15 protein-coding genes are annotated in these 16,092 nt (G+C 71.9%); 11 read left to right on the forward strand and 4 right to left on the reverse strand.

Annotation, left to right across the window (positions count from 1 at the left end):
• Positions 1-36: 36 nt before the first annotated feature.
• Both ACH4KB_RS24605 and ACH4KB_RS24610 read right to left on the reverse strand, forming a co-directional pair.
• The gene (locus ACH4KB_RS24605; protein ID WP_398068056.1) at positions 37-906 is read right to left on the reverse strand and encodes an alpha/beta fold hydrolase; all 870 of its coding nucleotides are present in this window, start codon (positions 904-906) and stop codon (positions 37-39) included.
• 76 nt (positions 907-982) lie between these two features.
• Positions 983-1,279, reverse strand: a complete 297-nt coding sequence (locus ACH4KB_RS24610) for a YciI family protein (protein ID WP_398068057.1) — start codon at positions 1,277-1,279, stop codon at positions 983-985.
• 107 nt (positions 1,280-1,386) lie between these two features.
• Between ACH4KB_RS24610 and ACH4KB_RS24615 the strand changes: the two genes are divergently transcribed.
• The 3 genes from ACH4KB_RS24615 (at position 1,387) to mmpA (ending at position 2,856) form a co-directional block, all read left to right on the forward strand.
• Positions 1,387-2,079 (forward strand): endonuclease V, encoded by a 693-nt coding sequence (locus ACH4KB_RS24615; RefSeq protein WP_329161879.1) that lies wholly within the window; start codon positions 1,387-1,389, stop codon positions 2,077-2,079.
• A gap of 114 nt (positions 2,080-2,193) precedes the next feature.
• On the forward strand, positions 2,194-2,631 hold the full coding sequence (locus ACH4KB_RS24620; protein ID WP_398068058.1) for a glutaredoxin domain-containing protein: 438 nt from the start codon (positions 2,194-2,196) through the stop codon (positions 2,629-2,631).
• 81 nt (positions 2,632-2,712) lie between these two features.
• Positions 2,713-2,856 carry a morphogenic membrane protein MmpA gene (mmpA, locus tag ACH4KB_RS24625; RefSeq protein ID WP_371627076.1) on the forward strand — a complete coding sequence of 48 codons (144 nt, stop codon included), beginning with the start codon at positions 2,713-2,715 and terminating at the stop codon, positions 2,854-2,856.
• Positions 2,857-2,903: 47 nt separating this feature from the next.
• Here the strand turns inward: mmpA and ACH4KB_RS24630 are convergent, their stop codons facing one another.
• Positions 2,904-4,094 (reverse strand): saccharopine dehydrogenase family protein, encoded by a 1,191-nt coding sequence (locus tag ACH4KB_RS24630; protein WP_398068059.1) that lies wholly within the window; start codon positions 4,092-4,094, stop codon positions 2,904-2,906.
• A gap of 205 nt (positions 4,095-4,299) precedes the next feature.
• On the opposite strand from ACH4KB_RS24630, the gene ACH4KB_RS24635 reads away from it, so the two are divergent.
• The 4 genes from ACH4KB_RS24635 (at position 4,300) to ACH4KB_RS24650 (ending at position 10,098) form a co-directional block, all read left to right on the forward strand.
• Positions 4,300-5,448 (forward strand): CaiB/BaiF CoA transferase family protein, encoded by a 1,149-nt coding sequence (locus tag ACH4KB_RS24635; protein ID WP_398068060.1) that lies wholly within the window; start codon positions 4,300-4,302, stop codon positions 5,446-5,448.
• Positions 5,449-5,456: 8 nt separating this feature from the next.
• Positions 5,457-6,599, forward strand: coding sequence for an acyl-CoA dehydrogenase family protein (locus ACH4KB_RS24640; protein WP_398068061.1), 1,143 nt, complete (start codon positions 5,457-5,459; stop codon positions 6,597-6,599).
• Positions 6,600-6,669: 70 nt separating this feature from the next.
• The gene (locus ACH4KB_RS24645; protein ID WP_398068062.1) at positions 6,670-7,884 is read left to right on the forward strand and encodes an acetyl-CoA C-acetyltransferase; all 1,215 of its coding nucleotides are present in this window, start codon (positions 6,670-6,672) and stop codon (positions 7,882-7,884) included.
• A gap of 39 nt (positions 7,885-7,923) precedes the next feature.
• A complete protein-coding gene (locus ACH4KB_RS24650; RefSeq protein ID WP_398068063.1) occupies positions 7,924-10,098 on the forward strand; it encodes a 3-hydroxyacyl-CoA dehydrogenase NAD-binding domain-containing protein in 2,175 nt (724 codons plus the stop codon).
• Between the two features lie 36 nt (positions 10,099-10,134).
• Here ACH4KB_RS24650 and ACH4KB_RS24655 read toward each other — a convergent pair whose 3' ends face one another.
• Positions 10,135-10,866 (reverse strand): MerR family transcriptional regulator, encoded by a 732-nt coding sequence (locus ACH4KB_RS24655; RefSeq protein WP_398068064.1) that lies wholly within the window; start codon positions 10,864-10,866, stop codon positions 10,135-10,137.
• Positions 10,867-10,997: 131 nt separating this feature from the next.
• On the opposite strand from ACH4KB_RS24655, the gene ACH4KB_RS24660 reads away from it, so the two are divergent.
• The 4 genes from ACH4KB_RS24660 to ACH4KB_RS24675 all read left to right on the forward strand — a co-directional run bounded on the left by ACH4KB_RS24660 (position 10,998) and on the right by ACH4KB_RS24675 (position 16,006).
• Positions 10,998-11,474: a macro domain-containing protein gene (locus ACH4KB_RS24660; protein WP_398068065.1), complete on the forward strand. Its 477-nt coding sequence runs from the start codon at positions 10,998-11,000 to the stop codon at positions 11,472-11,474.
• Between the two features lie 115 nt (positions 11,475-11,589).
• Positions 11,590-12,489, forward strand: coding sequence for an oxygenase MpaB family protein (locus tag ACH4KB_RS24665; protein ID WP_398068066.1), 900 nt, complete (start codon positions 11,590-11,592; stop codon positions 12,487-12,489).
• A gap of 288 nt (positions 12,490-12,777) precedes the next feature.
• Positions 12,778-14,166, forward strand: a complete 1,389-nt coding sequence (locus ACH4KB_RS24670) for a M14 family metallocarboxypeptidase (protein WP_398068067.1) — start codon at positions 12,778-12,780, stop codon at positions 14,164-14,166.
• A 73-nt stretch (positions 14,167-14,239) separates the two neighbouring features.
• Complete coding sequence (locus tag ACH4KB_RS24675) at positions 14,240-16,006, forward strand: BCCT family transporter (protein WP_398068068.1); 1,767 nt, start codon at positions 14,240-14,242, stop codon at positions 16,004-16,006.
• The last annotated feature ends 86 nt before the right edge of the window (positions 16,007-16,092 follow it).

Genomic DNA, 16,092 nt, shown 5'->3' on the forward strand with positions numbered 1-16,092 from the left:
CTGCCCCGCGATTCCCGGCGACGCCACGCCCGCGCTCTACGAGGCGCCGTCGAGCACCTCCCGCAGCCGCTGCCCGAACTCGTCCGGCTTCCCCGGATAGCCGAACTCCCCGTCGAGGAAGCCGCCGTGATGGCTCGGGAAGACGGACACCCGCTGCCCGAGCAGTTCGGCGGTCGCGACGGACGTCCGCCCCGTCTGGACGCTCCGGGACTCCTCGCCCACGGCGATCACCACACGGGTGGCGGCCGCGGCGAGGGCGTCGGCGTCCGGCCGGTAGTCGCTGATCGCCCACGACCGGTCGGACAGCAACGGGTCGCCGCGCGAGCCGTCGTCCTCGGCGGGCATGCCGAACGCGGCGGGATCGGGTTCGGGCTGGGCGAAGTACGCGTCGGTGAACTCGCCCTCCCACGAGGTCATCGCCACGAACGCGGCCATCCCGGCCCCCCACCCGCGCTTCTCGTAGGCGTCCCGGACCCCGGCCCGCGCCCGGACGGCGGCCGGACCGTCCGGGGTGAGGGTGATGAGCGGCGGCTCGTGTGCGACGAGGGTGGTCACATCACCGGGGTGACGCGCCACGAGGGCGAGAGCGGTGACCGCCCCGCCGCTGCTGGCGAACATCTCGACCGGCCCGGCCCCGAGCGCCTCGATGACGGCGTGCACGTCGTCCGCCTGGGTCTCGGGCGTGTGGTCGGTCCGGCCGTCCTTGCGGATGCTGCGGCCGAGCCCCCGGGGGTCGTAGGTCACCACGGTCCGCCCGGGGAAGCGGGCCGCGAGCGCGACGAATCCGGTGGCGTCCATGGGCTGCCCGATCATGAACAACGGCGGGCGGCCGGCAGCCGTCGGCAGGGGCCCGCGGACGTCGTGGACGAGGTCGGCGCCGGCTGTCTTGAGTGTGTGCGTTTCCATACCCGTGCAGACCGGCCCCGCCGCGAAAACTCATCGGTGGCGCCCGGATCCGCCGCGGGCGGGGCCCGACTGCCCGCTACGGCAACCGCTGCTGGTACGGAGCGAGTTCGGGCGCCGTCCTGGTGGCGACGAACTCGGTGATCCGGTACGCGCACACACCGTGCTCCGCGAACGGATCGGCAGCCGCGATCCGCTCGATCGCCGCCCGGTCCTCCCCGACGGCCAGGATCACTCCGCCGTCCCGCGGGTTCTTGCGGCCCGAGGCGATGAAGACGCCCGCCGCGTAACTCTCGTCGAGCCAGGCGATGTGCTCCCGCATCAGGGCGTCGACGCGTTCGACCGGAGCCGTACAGGTCAATTCGAGTACGAACATGATCGTCAGGCTACGGGACTCCGGCCGCCCGCCCCGAGGTCCCGCGACGGGCGGCCGGCGGACACCGCGTAACGGGCCGGGGCCCGTCACCGCATAAGCTTCCGGGCATGACGACCTCCCCCACCCCCGCCCACGAGACCCCCGCCGACGAAGCCGAGGGCCGGGCGATCCAGGACCGGCTGCGCGGCCGGGTGATCCTGGACGAGGCGGGTCCGGAGCCCGGAACCGGCCTGGTCACCGGGGTGGACGTGGCCTACGACGACGTGAAGGACGTCGTCGTCGCGGCGGCCGTGGTGCTGGACGCCGTGACCCTGGAGACGGTCGACGAGGCCACCGCCGTCGGCCGGATCACCTTTCCGTACGTTCCCGGGCTGCTGGCCTTCCGGGAGATCCCGACGGCGCTGGAGGCGCTGGAGGGGCTGAGCGTCGACCCGGGCCTCGTCATCTGCGACGGCTACGGTCTGGCGCATCCGCGCCGCTTCGGACTCGCCAGCCACCTCGGCGTGCTGACCGGCCTGCCGGTGATCGGCGTCGGCAAGAACCCGTTCACGTTCACGTACGAGGCGCCCGGCCCCCGGCGCGGCGACTTCTCGCCGCTGCTGGACGGCGAAGAGGTGGTCGGCCGGGCGCTGCGCACCCAGGAGAACACCAACCCGGTGTTCGTCTCGGTGGGCCACCGCATCAGCCTCGACAACGCCTGCGCCCACACGCTCCGCCTCGCCGGCCGGTTCCGCCAGCCGGAGAGCACCCGCCGGGCGGACGCCCTGTGCCGGCAGACCCTGCGGGAAGCGACCGCCTGAGGCGGAACTCCAGGACCCCGTGCGGGCTCCACGGCCCCCGTGCGGGGCTCCACGGCCCCCGGGCGGGCGACCCGCCTCAAGGGCCGGGCGCGCGCGGGGATAGCGTGCGTCCTCATGACGCGTGTGTGGATGCTGCCGGTCCTGTTGCTGCTCAGCGGCGCCGCCGTCGCGACGGGGCTCGCCCGCGGCGGCGACCCCGTCCTGGCGGCCGTACTCCTGGTGCTGTTCGTGCTCTTCGCCGGGATGACCTCGCCCCTGGTCTTCCCGGGGCCGGTCCCCGCCGCCGAGGCCCGGCGGCGCAGCGCGGCCGACGGCCGCCCGGTCGTCTACTGGCGCCCGGGCTGCACGTACTGTCTGCGGCTCCGCCTCCGGCTGGGCCGCGACGCCTCCCGGCTGCACTGGGTCGACATCTGGCGCGATCCGGCGGGAGCGGCCGAGGTGCGGGCGGCCAACGGCGGCGACGAGACCGTGCCGACCGTCTTCGTGGCGGACCGGCCGCACACCAATCCGGACCCCTCGTGGGTGCGCGGACAACTGCCGCCTGCCGCGTGACGGTCCCGGGCGTGGAACAGTCCTGCGACTGAGTACCCGTACGGATGGCGTAGATCTGTACAGCTGGGCAGGCTAGAACGCATGAACGCCTCTCGTGCAGCCGTCCGCACCGCGCCCTTCGACCCCGCTCAGCGCCGTATGGCCCTCGGCATGCTCCTCGGGAGCGCCGCCGGCCTCGTCTGGCTGGGCGCGATGCTCTACACGCTGGCCGACTGGATCCTCTAGACGCCTCCGCATCTTCTGGACGCCCCCGGCCGACTCCCGGGCGTCGCCTACCGCACCGCCGCGACCCGGAACCGCAGTCCCGCCGCCGTCAGCCTCTCCAGGAGCGCGTTGCCCATGGCCACCGCCGTGGTCACCTGCCCGGAGGTCTCCGGCAGCTCGTCCAGGGCCAGGCACACCGCCGACTCGGCGAGGATCTTCGCCGTCTCGCCGTAACCCGGATCGCCGCCCGACACCTCGGTGAAGACGCGCCGTCCGCCGCCCTCGCCGACGAAGCGGATGGTGAACCAGCTCCGCTCGCGGCGTTCCTCGTCCGGCCCCTGCCCCGGCTCGTAACGCCCCATCAGCCACTCCCGGGCGCCCTTCACCTGCGCGGCGGCCACCAGCGCGCCGATCGCCACCGGGGCGCCGAGGGCCATCGGCAGGGTCTTGACCGAGGCGAAGTGCCGGTAGCGGAAGTCGGGACCGTACCGCTCCAGGGAACGAGCCGAGCGGCCCACGATCGTCGGGTCCACCGTCGGCAGCGGCAGCGCCCACGTGCCGACGGACCCGCTGAAGTGCGGGGGGCCCGCCGGGGTGCGGACCCGCCGCCCCACCAGGCGTGGCTCGTGCAGCCGGCGTTCCCGGGCGGCGGCCAGCAGCTGCGGGCCCCGGCCCATCGCGGTCAGCGCCGAGGCGAACGTCCCGCCGGAGAACACCGCGTCGGTACGGACGAAGCCGTCGACGGTGAGGGGGACGTCCTCGGGCAGTTGCTTGACGGTGAAGTACGCCCCCAGGTCGTGGGGGACGGAGTCGAAGCCGCAGGCGTGCACGATGCGCGCCCCCGTCTCACGGGCCCGTGCGTCGTGCTCCAGATAGGTCAGGTCGATGAACTCCGCCTCGCCCGTGAGGTCCGCGTAGTCCGTCCCGGCCTCCGCGCAGGCGGCGACGAGCTTCCCGCCGTAACGGATGTACGGCCCCACCGTCGTGGCCACCACCCGGGTGGAGGCGGCCAGCTCGGCCAGGGCCTCCGCGTCGTCCGCGTCGGTCTCCAGCAGCGGCAGCTCCGCGCAGCCGGGTGCGATCGCCGTGAGCCGCTCACGCAGCCGCTCCAGCCTGGCCCGGCTGCGACCGGCCAGCGCCCAGCGCAGGCCGGCGGGGGCGTGGGCCGCCAGGTACTCGGCCGTGAGCGTCCCCACGAAGCCGGTGGCACCGAAAAGGACGACGTCCAAGGGGCGGGGCGCGTCGTTCTGCCTGTTCACGAGTACCTCCACTGCGAGCCGGTGCCGACGTGGCAGGCAGAGGGTAGCGGAGAGCGACGTGGCGGCGCCCGGCCGGGCGGCCGGATGCGAGAGGATCGAGGGAAAGAACTAAGCGCTTGCTCGGCCCGAGGGGTTGTGCGGAGCGGGGCGCGTTCTTAGCATCACTGATGTTACATCGCTTGTGTCACACCACTGGGGGTCACAGATGGCGAAAGGTCCAACGCCCGGGCACGGTCCGCTGACCGGTGTCCGCGTCGTCGAGCTGGCGGGCATCGGACCCGGACCGTTCGCCGCGATGCTGCTGGCGGACCTCGGGGCCGACGTCGTACGCGTGGACCGTCCCGGCGGCGCGGGGCTCGGCATCGATCCCGCGTCCGACCTCACCAACCGCAACAAGCGCTCCGTCCTCCTGGACCTCAAGAGCGACGAGGGGCCGGCCCGCGTCCTGGACCTCGTCGAGCGCGCCGACATCCTGGTCGAGGGCTACCGCCCCGGCGTCGCCGAACGCCTCGGCGTCGGACCCGAGGCCTGCCTCGCCCGCAACCCGAAGCTCGTCTACGGCCGGATGACCGGCTGGGGCCAGGACGGGCCGCTCGCCCAGCGCGCCGGACACGACATCGCCTACCTCGCGCTCACCGGCACCCTGTCCATGATCGGCAAGCCGGACGAGCCGCCCGTGGTCCCCGCCAACCTGCTCGGCGACTACGCGGGCGGCTCGCTCTACCTCGTCATCGGTGTCCTCGCCGCCCTCCAGCACGCCCGCGCCCACGGTGAGGGGCAGGTCGTCGACGCCGCCATCGTCGACGGCGCCGCCCATCTCGCCACGATGATCCACGGCATGCTGGCCGCCGGGAGCTGGCAGGACCGGCGCGGCACGAACCTCCTCGACGGCGGCTGCCCCTTCTACGGCACCTACGCCACGTCCGACGGCGGCCACATGGCGGTCGGCCCGCTGGAGGAGAAGTTCTACACGGAGTTCGCCGGCCTCCTCGGCATCGCGGACGCCTTCCCCGACCGCTGGGACCTCGCCCGCTGGGACGAACTGCGCGCCGCCGTCACCGAGCGCTTCCTGAGCCGTACGCGCGCCGAGTGGACCGAGGTGTTCGACGGCACCGACGCCTGCGTGGCCCCCGTACTCTCGCTCGCCGAGGCGCCGCACCACCCGCACCTCGCCGCCCGCTCCACCTTCGTCGAGCACAGCGGCCTTACCCAGCCCGCCCCCGCCCCGCGCTTCTCGGCGACCCCCGTATCCGTACGCGGCGGGCCCGCCCTGCCCGGCGCCGGCACGGCCGCCGTCGCCGCCGACTGGGACGTCCCCGCGCTGCGGCCCGCCGACTCGACCGACACCCACTAGGAGCCCCCGTGCAACGGCAGATCTTCACCGAGGAGCACGAAGCCTTCCGCGAGACCGTCCGGGCCTTCCTGGCCAAGGAGGTCCTCCCGTACTACGAGCAGTGGGAGCAGGACGGCATCGTCTCCCGCGACGCCTGGCTCGCCGCCGGACGCGCGGGACTGCTGGGCCTCGCCGTCCCGGAGGAGTACGGAGGCGGCGGCAGCGACGACTTCCGCTACAGCGCCGTCCTCGCCGAGGAGTTCACCCGGGCCGGGGCCCCCGGCCTCGCGATCGGCCTGCACAACGACATCATCGGCCCCTACCTCACCGGCCTGGCCACCGACGAGCAGAAACGGCGCTGGCTCCCCGGATTCTGCTCCGGCGAGACCATCACCGCGATCGCGATGACCGAGCCCGGCGCGGGCTCCGACCTCCAGGCCATCCGCACCACCGCCGAGGACCAGGGCGACCACTGGCTGCTCAACGGCTCCAAGACCTTCATCTCCAACGGCATCCTCGCCGACCTGGTCGTCGTCGTCGCGAAGACCACCCCCGACGGCGGGGCCAAGGGCCTCTCGCTGATCGTCGTCGAACGCGGCGCGGAGGGCTTCGAGCGTGGCCGCAACCTCGACAAGATCGGCCAGAAGTCCCAGGACACCGCCGAACTGTTCTTCAACGACGTCCGCGTCCCCAAGGAGAACCTCCTCGGCGAACTCGACGGTGCGTTCATCCACCTGATGACCAACCTGGCCCAGGAACGCATGGGCATAGCGGTCGCCGGGATCGCCGCCGCCGAACACCTGCTGGAGATCACCACCCGGTACGTCAAGGAGCGCGAAGCATTCGGACGCAAGCTCTCCAAGCTCCAGCACATCCGCTTCGAGATCGCCGAGATGGCCACCGAGTGCGCCGTCACCCGGACCTTCCTCGACCGGTGCATCGTCGACCACTCCGACGGGACGCTGGACGCCGTCCACGCCTCCATGGCCAAGTGGTGGGCCACCGAACTGCAGAAGCGCGTCGCCGACCGCTGCCTCCAACTCCACGGAGGCTACGGCTACATGAGCGAATACAAGGTCGCCAAGGCGTTCACCGACGGCCGTATCCAGACCATCTACGGCGGCACGACCGAGATCATGAAGGAGATCATCGGCCGCTCGCTGCTCGCCTGAGCCGCCCCTCATCGGGCGGCCCGAGCCGCCCCTCACCCGGGCCGACAACCACCCTCGAAAGGCAGCTGTCTTGAGTACCGAAGCATTCGTCTACGACGCGATCCGCACCCCGCGCGGCCGCGGCAAGGCCAACGGCGCCCTGCACGGGACCAAGCCGATCGACCTGGTCGTCGGCCTCATCCACGAGATCCGGGGCCGCTTCCCGGACCTCGACCCGGCCGCCATCGACGACATCGTCCTCGGCGTGGTCAGCCCGCTCGGCGACCAGGGCTCCGACATCGCCCGCATCGCCGCCATCGCGGCCGGTCTGCCCGACTCCGTCGCAGGGGTCCAGGAGAACCGCTTCTGTGCCTCGGGCCTGGAAGCGGTCAACCTGGCCGCCGCCAAGGTCCGCTCCGGCTGGGAGGACCTCGTCCTCGCCGGTGGCGTCGAATCGATGTCCCGGGTGCCGATGGGCTCCGACGGCGGGGCCTGGGCCATGGACCCGATGACCAGCTTCGAGACCGGCTTCGCCCCGCAGGGCATCGGCGCCGACCTCATCGCCACCATCGAGGGCTTCAGCCGCCGCGACGTCGACGAGTACGCCGCGCTCTCCCAGGAACGCGCCGCCGCCGCCTGGAAGGACGGCCGCTTCGCCCGCTCCGTCGTGCCCGTCAAGGACCGCAACGGCCTCCTCGTCCTCGACCACGACGAACACCTGCGCCCCGGCACCACCGCCGACTCCCTCGCCGCGCTCAAGCCGTCCTTCGCGGGCATCGGCGAGATGGGCGGCTTCGACGCGGTGGCCCTCCAGAAGTACCACTGGGTCGAGAGGATCGACCACGTCCACCACGCGGGCAACTCCTCCGGCATCGTGGACGGCGCGTCGCTCGTCGCCATCGGCTCCAAGGAGGTCGGCGAGCGCTACGGCATGACCCCGCGCGCCCGTATCGTCTCCGCCGCCGTCTCCGGCTCCGAGCCCACCATCATGCTCACCGGCCCCGCCCCCGCCACCCGCAAGGCGCTCGCCAAGGCCGGGCTGACCATCGACGACATCGACCTCGTCGAGATCAACGAAGCCTTCGCCGGAGTCGTCCTGCGCTTCGTCAAGGACATGGGCCTGCCCCTGGACAAGGTCAACGTCAACGGCGGCGCGATCGCGCTCGGCCACCCCCTCGGCGCGACCGGCGCGATGATCCTCGGCACCGTCATCGACGAACTGGAGCGCCGCGACCAGCGGTTCGGCCTGGTCACCCTCTGCGTCGGCGGCGGCATGGGCGTCGCCACCGTCGTCGAACGCATCTGACCTGCCCCGGCCCCACCCGCTTACGGAGAAGACACCGACATGACCGAGAGCACGACCATCCGCTGGGAACAGGACGAGACCGGCGTCGTCACCCTCGTCCTCGACGACCCGAACCAGTCGGCCAACACGATGAACCAGGCCTTCAAGGACTCCATCGCGGCCGTCGCCGACCGCGCCGAGGCCGAGAAGGACTCCATCCGCGGCATCATCTACACCTCCGCCAAGAAGACCTTCTTCGCCGGCGGCGACCTCAAGGACATGATCAAGGTCGGCCCTCAGAACGCCCAGGACGCCTTCGACGCCGGCAACGCCATCAAGGCCTCGCTCCGCCGCATCGAGACCCTCGGCAAGCCCGTCGTCGCCGCCATCAACGGGGCGGCCCTCGGCGGCGGCTACGAGATCGCGCTCGCCTGCCACCACCGCGTCGCCCTCGACGCCCCCGGCTCCCGCATCGGCCTGCCCGAGGTCACCCTCGGCCTGCTCCCGGCGGGCGGCGGCGTCACCCGGACCGTACGCCTCATGGGCATCGCCGACGCCCTGCTCAAGGTGCTGCTCCAGGGCACCCAGTACACGCCGCTCCGCGCCCTGGAGAACGGTCTCGTCCACGAAGTCGCCGCCACCCGCGAGGAGATGACCGAGAAGGCGCGCGCCTTCATCGACGCCCACCCCGAGTCCCGGCAGCCCTGGGACGTCAAGGGCTACAAGATCCCCGGCGGCACCCCGTCCAACCCGCGCTTCGCCGCCAACCTGCCCGCCTTCCCGGCCAACCTGAGGAAGCAGCTCGCGGGCGCGCCGATGCCCGCGCCGCGCAACATCCTGGCGGCGGCCGTCGAGGGCTCCCAGGTCGACTTCGAGACCGCCCTGACCATCGAGGCCCGGTACTTCACCGAGCTGGTGACCGGCCAGGTCTCCAAGAACATGATCCAGGCGTTCTTCTTCGACCTCCAGGCCGTCAACTCCGGCGCCAACCGCCCGAAGGACATCCCCGAGCGACCCGTCCGCAAGGTCGCCGTCCTCGGCGCCGGCATGATGGGCGCGGGCATCGCCTACTCCTGCGCCAAGGCCGGGATCGAGGTCGTCCTCAAGGACGTCTCCACCGAAGCCGCCGCCAAGGGCAAGGCCTACAGCGAGAAACTGCTCGCCAAGGCGCTCTCCCGGGGCCGTACGACCGAGGCGAAGCGCGACGAACTGCTGGCCCGGATCACCCCGACCGGGGAGGTCGCCGACCTCGCGGGCTGCGACGCGGTGATCGAGGCCGTCTTCGAGGACACCGCCCTCAAGCACAAGGTGTTCCAGGAGATCCAGGACGTCATCGAGCCGGACGCGCTGCTCTGCTCCAACACCTCGACCCTCCCGATCACCGTCCTCGCCGAAGGCGTCTCGCGCCCCGTCGACTTCATCGGGCTGCACTTCTTCTCGCCCGTCGACAAGATGCCGCTCGTCGAGATCATCAAGGGTGAGCGCACCGGCGACGAGGCGCTCGCCCGCGCCTTCGACCTGGTCCGCCGGATCAAGAAGACGCCGATCGTCGTCAACGACTCCCGCGGCTTCTTCACCTCGCGCGTCATCGGCCAGTTCATCAACGAGGGCGTCGCCATGGTCGGCGAGGGCGTCGAGCCCGCGTCGATCGAGCAGGCCGCCGCCCAGTCCGGCTATCCGGCCAAGGTGCTCTCCCTGATGGACGAGCTGACCCTGACCCTGCCGCGCAAGATCCGCGACGAGACGAAGCGCGCGGTTCAGGAGGCCGGCGGCAGCTGGCCCGGCCACCCCTCCGACGAGGTCATCGACCGCATGGTCGACGAGTTCGGCCGCCCGGGGCGCAGCGGGGGAGCGGGCTTCTACGACTACGACGAGGACGGCAAGCGCACCGGTCTCTGGCCGGGCCTGCGCGAGCACTTCACCACCAAGTCCGACGCGGACGTCCCCTTCGCGGACATGAAGGAGCGGATGCTCTTCTCCGAGGCGCTGGACAGCGTCCGCTGCCTGGAGGAGAACGTCCTCATCTCCGTCGCCGACGCCAACATCGGCTCCATCATGGGCATCGGCTTCCCGCCGTGGACCGGCGGCGTCCTCCAGTACATCAACGGGTACGAGGGCGGCCTGCCCGGCTTCGTGGCCCGCGCCCGGGAACTCGCCGAGCGTTACGGCGACCGCTTCCTGCCGCCCGCCCTGCTGGTGGAGAAGGCGGAGAAGGGCGAGACCTTCCACGACTGACGCGCCAACAAGCGTCGCTGCGGACCGTGTTCACCGTCACTCGGCGGTGAACGCGGCCCGCAGCTCCTCCTTCAACGACCGCTGAAACGCCGTCACCAGCGCCTGCACCAAGATCGGTTGCATATCGGCGGACAGCGACTTCATCGCCGCCACGTGTTCCGGGTCGCCCTCACGCTCCCGATAGGGACTCCACACCTCGTCCCGGAACAGCCGGGTCATCTCCTGGGCCGCCGAGCGGGTGTGCTCCAGCAGAACGGTCCGCGCCGCCAGGATCGTCTCGTGCGCGATCGGCACGTCCAGCAGCTCCACCCCGAGCCGCAGCAGCCCCAGATCCACCCGGTACGCCCCGTCGCCCTCCTGCGGCCCGACCAGCACCCCCATCGCCGCCAGCCGCTCCACATCCGCCTCCGACAGCGCCCGCCCGGCCCGCCGCTCCAGCTCGGCCCGGGAGAGGTCCTCGGTCCGGTCCGGCGCCCAGGACGCGACCAGCGCCCGGTGGATCGCCAGATCGTGGGCGCTCAGGTCGGGCGGCAGCTGTTCCAGATACCGCTCGATCGCCGCCAGCGTCATGCCCTGCTGCTGGAGCTCCTCGATCAGCGCGAGCCGCGAGAGATGGTCCGGCCCGTAGCGTCCGACCCGGCGGGGCCCGATGACCGGGGGCGGCAGCAGGCCCCGGGTGCTGTAGAACCGCACGGTGCGCACGGTGACCCCGGCGCGCGCCGCCAGCTCGTCCACCGTGAGCGTCGGCTCGTCGGTCCCCGTCGCCATCTCTGCTCCCCGCCGTCGAACGCTCATGTCGGACAGTGCCGCTGTCTCACCACTACTGTGAAAGTCTCCGGCACCATCGCCCCGCCGTCCACCCCGGACCCGTTGTCAGTGGCGGCCCGTACGGTGAGGGAATGTCGGAGATCACCTATGTACGGGGGGACGCCACCGCCCCGCAGGGCAAGGGCGTCAAGCTGATCGTCCACGTCTGCAACGACCTCGGCGGCTGGGGCAAGGGTTTCGTCCTGGCCCTCTCCCGCCGCTGGCCGGAGCCCGAGGCCGCCTACCGGCGCTGGCACCGGGAGCGCGCGGGCAACGACTTCGCCCTGGGCGTGGCGCAGTTCGTGCGGGTGGGGCCCTGCCTCTGGGTGGCCAACATGGTCGGCCAGCGGGGCATGCGCACCGGCAGCAAGGGGGCGCCCGTGCGGTACGAGGCGATCGACGCGGCGCTCGGCGCGGTGGCCGTCAAGGCGGGCGAGCTGGGGGCGTCGGTCCATATGCCCCGGATCGGCTGCGGGCTCGCGGGCGGCACGTGGGCCAGGATCGAGCCGCTGATCGAGCGACGCCTGATATCCGCCGGCATACCGGTGACGGTGTACGACCACGACTGACCGGGGCGACGGCGGTCCCGGACCCCGCCGCCGGGGTTCTTCCGCGAGCGAGGGATCATGGAGAGGAAGGGGACGGGCAGCGCACGGCAGGCCCGCCGGGACCGCGGGAGCACGGATGAGCAGCGCGACCGACGCGTGGAACCCCGAGCCGCCACCGCCCGGAGGGGTGCTCTGGAGCCTGTCCGGGGACATCCGCGCCCTGCTGATGCTGCCCGCCGCGCTCACCCTCCAGGTCGCCCACCCGGCCGTCGGCGCCGGCGTCGACGAGCACTCCGTCTTCCGTACGGACCCCTGGGGACGCGGTGAACGCTCGCTGCGCTCGCTCCAGCTCTGGGTCTACGGCGGCGCGGAGGCCGCGGAGGAGGGCCGCAGACTGCGGGTGCTGCACCGCACCATCCAGGGGACCGACACCCGCGGCCGCCGCTACCACGCCCTGACGCCCGCCAACTACGCCTGGGTGCACGCCACCGGCTTCCCCGTGTACCAGCACGCGGCCCGGTATCTGATCCGCCCCATGAGTCCCGACCAGGAGCGTGCCCTGTACGCGGAGTGGCTCCAGGTCGGCCGGATCCTGGGCATCCACGACCGCGACATGCCCCAGACCATCGAGGACTTCTGGCCCTACTGGGAGAAGATGCTCGCGGGGGAGATCGAGGCGACCGCCGTCGTCCGGGAGCTCGTCGCCACCGACCAGTCCGTCCCGCCGCCGGACCGGGGGCCGTGGCCGCTCCGGCTGCTGCTGCGGGCGCTGTGGCCGGTGCTGCTGCCTCCGCTGGCCCGCTTCCGCCGGTTCGTCACCATCGGGCTCATGCCGCCCGACGCCCGCAGGGCCATCGGCCTGCCGTGGACCCAGGACCAGGAGAAGCGGCTGCGCCGGATGTGCGCGGTGCTGCGGGTCGTCGTCCCCGCCCTCCCGGAGCGGCTGCGCTATCTGCCCCGGGCGCGAGCGGCCCGCGCCGCGTCGCGTACGGCGGGGCAGGACGCCCGCGCCGCCGAGACGGGTCGCAACGGCTGAACGCCCGCCGCTCCGACGCCCCCGGGACCCGTCAGCGGTGGTCGTGCCCCGCGTGCTCCCGGCCGACTCCCTCTTCCGGCCGGTCGTCATAGGGCCTTGCGGGGCGGAGCAGGAGGTGCCCCGCCGGTCGTCTCTGTCACATGATCGCCCGTCCGCCGGCATGCGCGGCCCGTACGACAGCAGTGATCAACCCCTGTCGCCCAGGAGTTGACCGGGGTAACGTCCGCACATTGCCGACAGCCGGACGGGCGTCACGGCGCCCGCCCCCCCATGCTCCGGAGGCCGCTGATGACCCCTCGCATCGCTCGTGCGCTCCGCATGCTCAGCCCGCACCCGTGGCTCGCGCCGGTCGCCGGCCCCGCCCGGTGGCCGTCGCCGCCCGTGCGCCGCGGGGCGAGGGCGATGCGCCGGACAGCCGTCGCGGCGACCCTCGCCGGGCTGGCCCTCCCGTTCGCCATCGCGCCCGCCGAGGCCGCGCACCGCCCGCCGCGCACGGGGTTCGAGACGAGCGAGGGGGCCCGCTGGACCGGCGAGGCGGAGGAGCGGTCCTTTCTCGCCGAGGTGGACCGGGAGAGCGACCGGGTCTCCGTGGACCACGTCGGAACGACCCGTCAGGGCCGCCCCCTGCGGCTCGTACGCGTCGGCCAGGAACGCCCCGGGGCCGCCACCACGGTGCTCCTGATCTGCAGCCAGCACGGGGACGAGCCCGCCGGGCGCGAGGCCTGTCTGGCCACCATCCGTGACCTGGCGTTCGCCGAGGACCGGGCGACTCGCGCCTTCCTGAGCCGTACGAACCTGCTGGTGCTGCCCACGGCCAACCCCGACGGACGCGCCGCCGACACCCGCGGCAACGCCGACGGGGTCGACGTCAACCGCGACCACATCGCCCTGGAGACCGCCGAGGCGCGGGCCGTCGCCACCGTCGTGCGCGACGAACGGCCCCAGGTGATCTACGACTTGCACGAGTACGGCGCGACCCCGCCGTACTACGACAAGGACCTGTTCGCGCTGTGGCCGCGGAACCTCAACGTCGACGACCGGGTCCACGACGTCTCGCGCACTCTCTCCGAGCGGTACGTCCGCCCCGCCGCGACGGCGGCCGGCTACAGCAACGGCCATTACGGCATCTGGACCGACCCGGCCACCGGGGAGCCCGTCAAGCAGGTCGCCGGCGACGGTCAGGAACGCATCCTGCGCAACACCTCCGGCCTCAAACACGCCGTCGGCCTGCTCATCGAGTCCCGGATCGACGCGCTGAGCGACGCGGAGAGGGCCGATCAGGCGCTCAACCACCGTCGCCGGGTCCACTCCCAGCAAACCGCGCTCGGCGGTCTCTTCGCCTTCACCGACGAGCAGCGTGCCCGGCTCCGGTCGGCCACCGCCCTCGCGCGCCTGACCGGCCTCGCCGACCGGGGGCCCGTGTATCTCGGCGGCGCGGACAACGACCCGGCCGAGCCCTTGGAGGTCCTCGCCGACCCGCCGTGCGGCTACCGGCTGGACGCGGCCCAGTACGTGGCGGTGAAGGACGAGCTGGCCCTGCACGGCGTCTCGGCCCGACCGGAGGAGGGTGGCGCGTTTGTGCCTATGCGTCAGTCGGCTCGACGCTTGATTCCGCTGCTTCTCGATCAGAGAGCGACATATCACCTCACAAACGGTCAAGCCAGAACCGTTTGTTGATCCTTCGAGTTCCAGGGCAGGTGTGGTACTGCCTACGGAGAGCGTTTTTCAGACTCGGTGAAAGGTGCCATCAGTGTCCCAGGACGACCAGACAACGGACGGGCGGGAAGTGCTGTCGGTCACGGCGGACCTTCCCCCCGAACCGCTCAGTACCAGGATTCCGAGCACCGACCGGGTGGTGTTCGGTGTCACGGCGGTCCTCACCCTCGCCTTCGTCATCTGGGGCGCGACCGCCACCGACTCCCTGGAGACCGTTTCCGGCAAGTTGCTCACCGGGCTGATCCACAACGGTGGCTGGGCCTTCATACTGGCCGCGTCCGCCTTTGTCATCTTCGCCCTGTGGCTGGCCGTCAGCCGGTACGGGAAGATCTGCCTCGGCCAGGAGGGCGAGAAGCCGGAGTTCCGGACCATCTCCTGGATCGCGATGATGTTCAGCGCCGGTATGGGCATCGGGCTGATGTTCTGGGGCGTCGCCGAACCCCTCGCACACTTCCGGACCCCGCCGCCGGGCACCGACCCCGCCGACTCGGCCGAGGCCATGCAGACGGCGATGGCCACCACGCTCTTCCACTGGACGCTGCACCCCTGGGCCATCTATGCCGTGGTCGGGCTCGCCATCGCCTACAGCGCCTACCGGATGCGCAGGCGGCAGACGATCAGCGCGGTCTTCGAACCGCTGATCGGCAAGCGTCATGCCTACGGCGGCGTCGGCCGCGTCATCGACATCCTGGCCATCTTCGCCACCCTGTTCGGCTCCGCGGCCTCCCTGGGCCTCGGCGCGCTCCAGATCGGCAGCGGTATCCAGGAACTGGACTGGCTGGAGAAGGCGGGCACCGGGCTTCTCGTCACCGTCATCGCCGTGCTGACCGTCGCCTTCGTCGCCTCGGCGGTCTCCGGCATCGAGAAGGGCATCCAGTGGCTGTCCAACATCAACATGGTGCTGGCCCTCCTTCTCATCGTGTTCGTCTTCATCGCCGGTCCCACGATCTTCGTGCTCGACCTGGTGCCCACCTCCCTCGGCGCGTACGTCACCGACCTGGGGCAGCTCGCCGGACGCACCGAGGCGACAGGCGGCGGCGACGTGGCCGACTGGCTCGGCAGCTGGACCGTCTTCTACTGGGCCTGGTGGATCTCCTGGACGCCCTTCGTCGGCATGTTCATCGCCAGGATCAGCCGCGGTCGCACGATCCGTCAGTTCGTCGGCGGCGTCATCCTGGTGCCCAGCACCGTCAGTCTGATCTGGTTCGCCGTCTTCGGCGGCTCGGCCATGAGGCTGGACGAGGCCGGGAAGCTCGGTGGCGCCGACACTCCGGAGGCGCAGCTGTTCGGCGTCCTCCAGGAGTTCCCGATCGCCACGTTCACGAGCATTCTGGTGATGGTCCTGGTCGGCATCTTCTTCGTCTCCGGAGCCGATGCCGCCTCCATCGTCATGGGCACCCTCTCCCAGAAGGGCGTCCTCGAACCGAGCAAGTTGGTCGTGATCTTCTGGGGTGTCGTGACCGGGGCCGTGGCCGCGATCATGCTGCTCATCGGCGACGGCAAGGAGAACGCGCTCCAGGGGCTGCAGAACCTCACCATCCTGGTGGCCGCCCCCTTCGCCCTCGTCATGATCGGCATGTGTGTGGCCCTGATGCGGGACCTGCGCAAGGACCCGCAGATCGTCCGCCAGGAGTTCGGCGTGGAGGCGGTCGAGTCCGCGGTGATCGAGGGGCACGCCAAGTACGACGGCGACTTCGAGATCCGCATCGGCCCCGGGACCACGACCATCACGGACGAGCGCCACAGTCCCGGCGCCACCGGCTCGGGCTCCACGGCCACCGAGAAGCGCCCCTCCGACTGACCGGGGCACCGCCTGTCCGTATCCGTACCCGAACCGGAGCCCGCGACCGCCGACAGGCCGCGGGCTCCGGTACGTCGTGCCCCACG

The organism is Streptomyces sp. NPDC017520 (assembly GCF_044329855.1).
Lineage (GTDB): Bacteria > Actinomycetota > Actinomycetes > Streptomycetales > Streptomycetaceae > Streptomyces.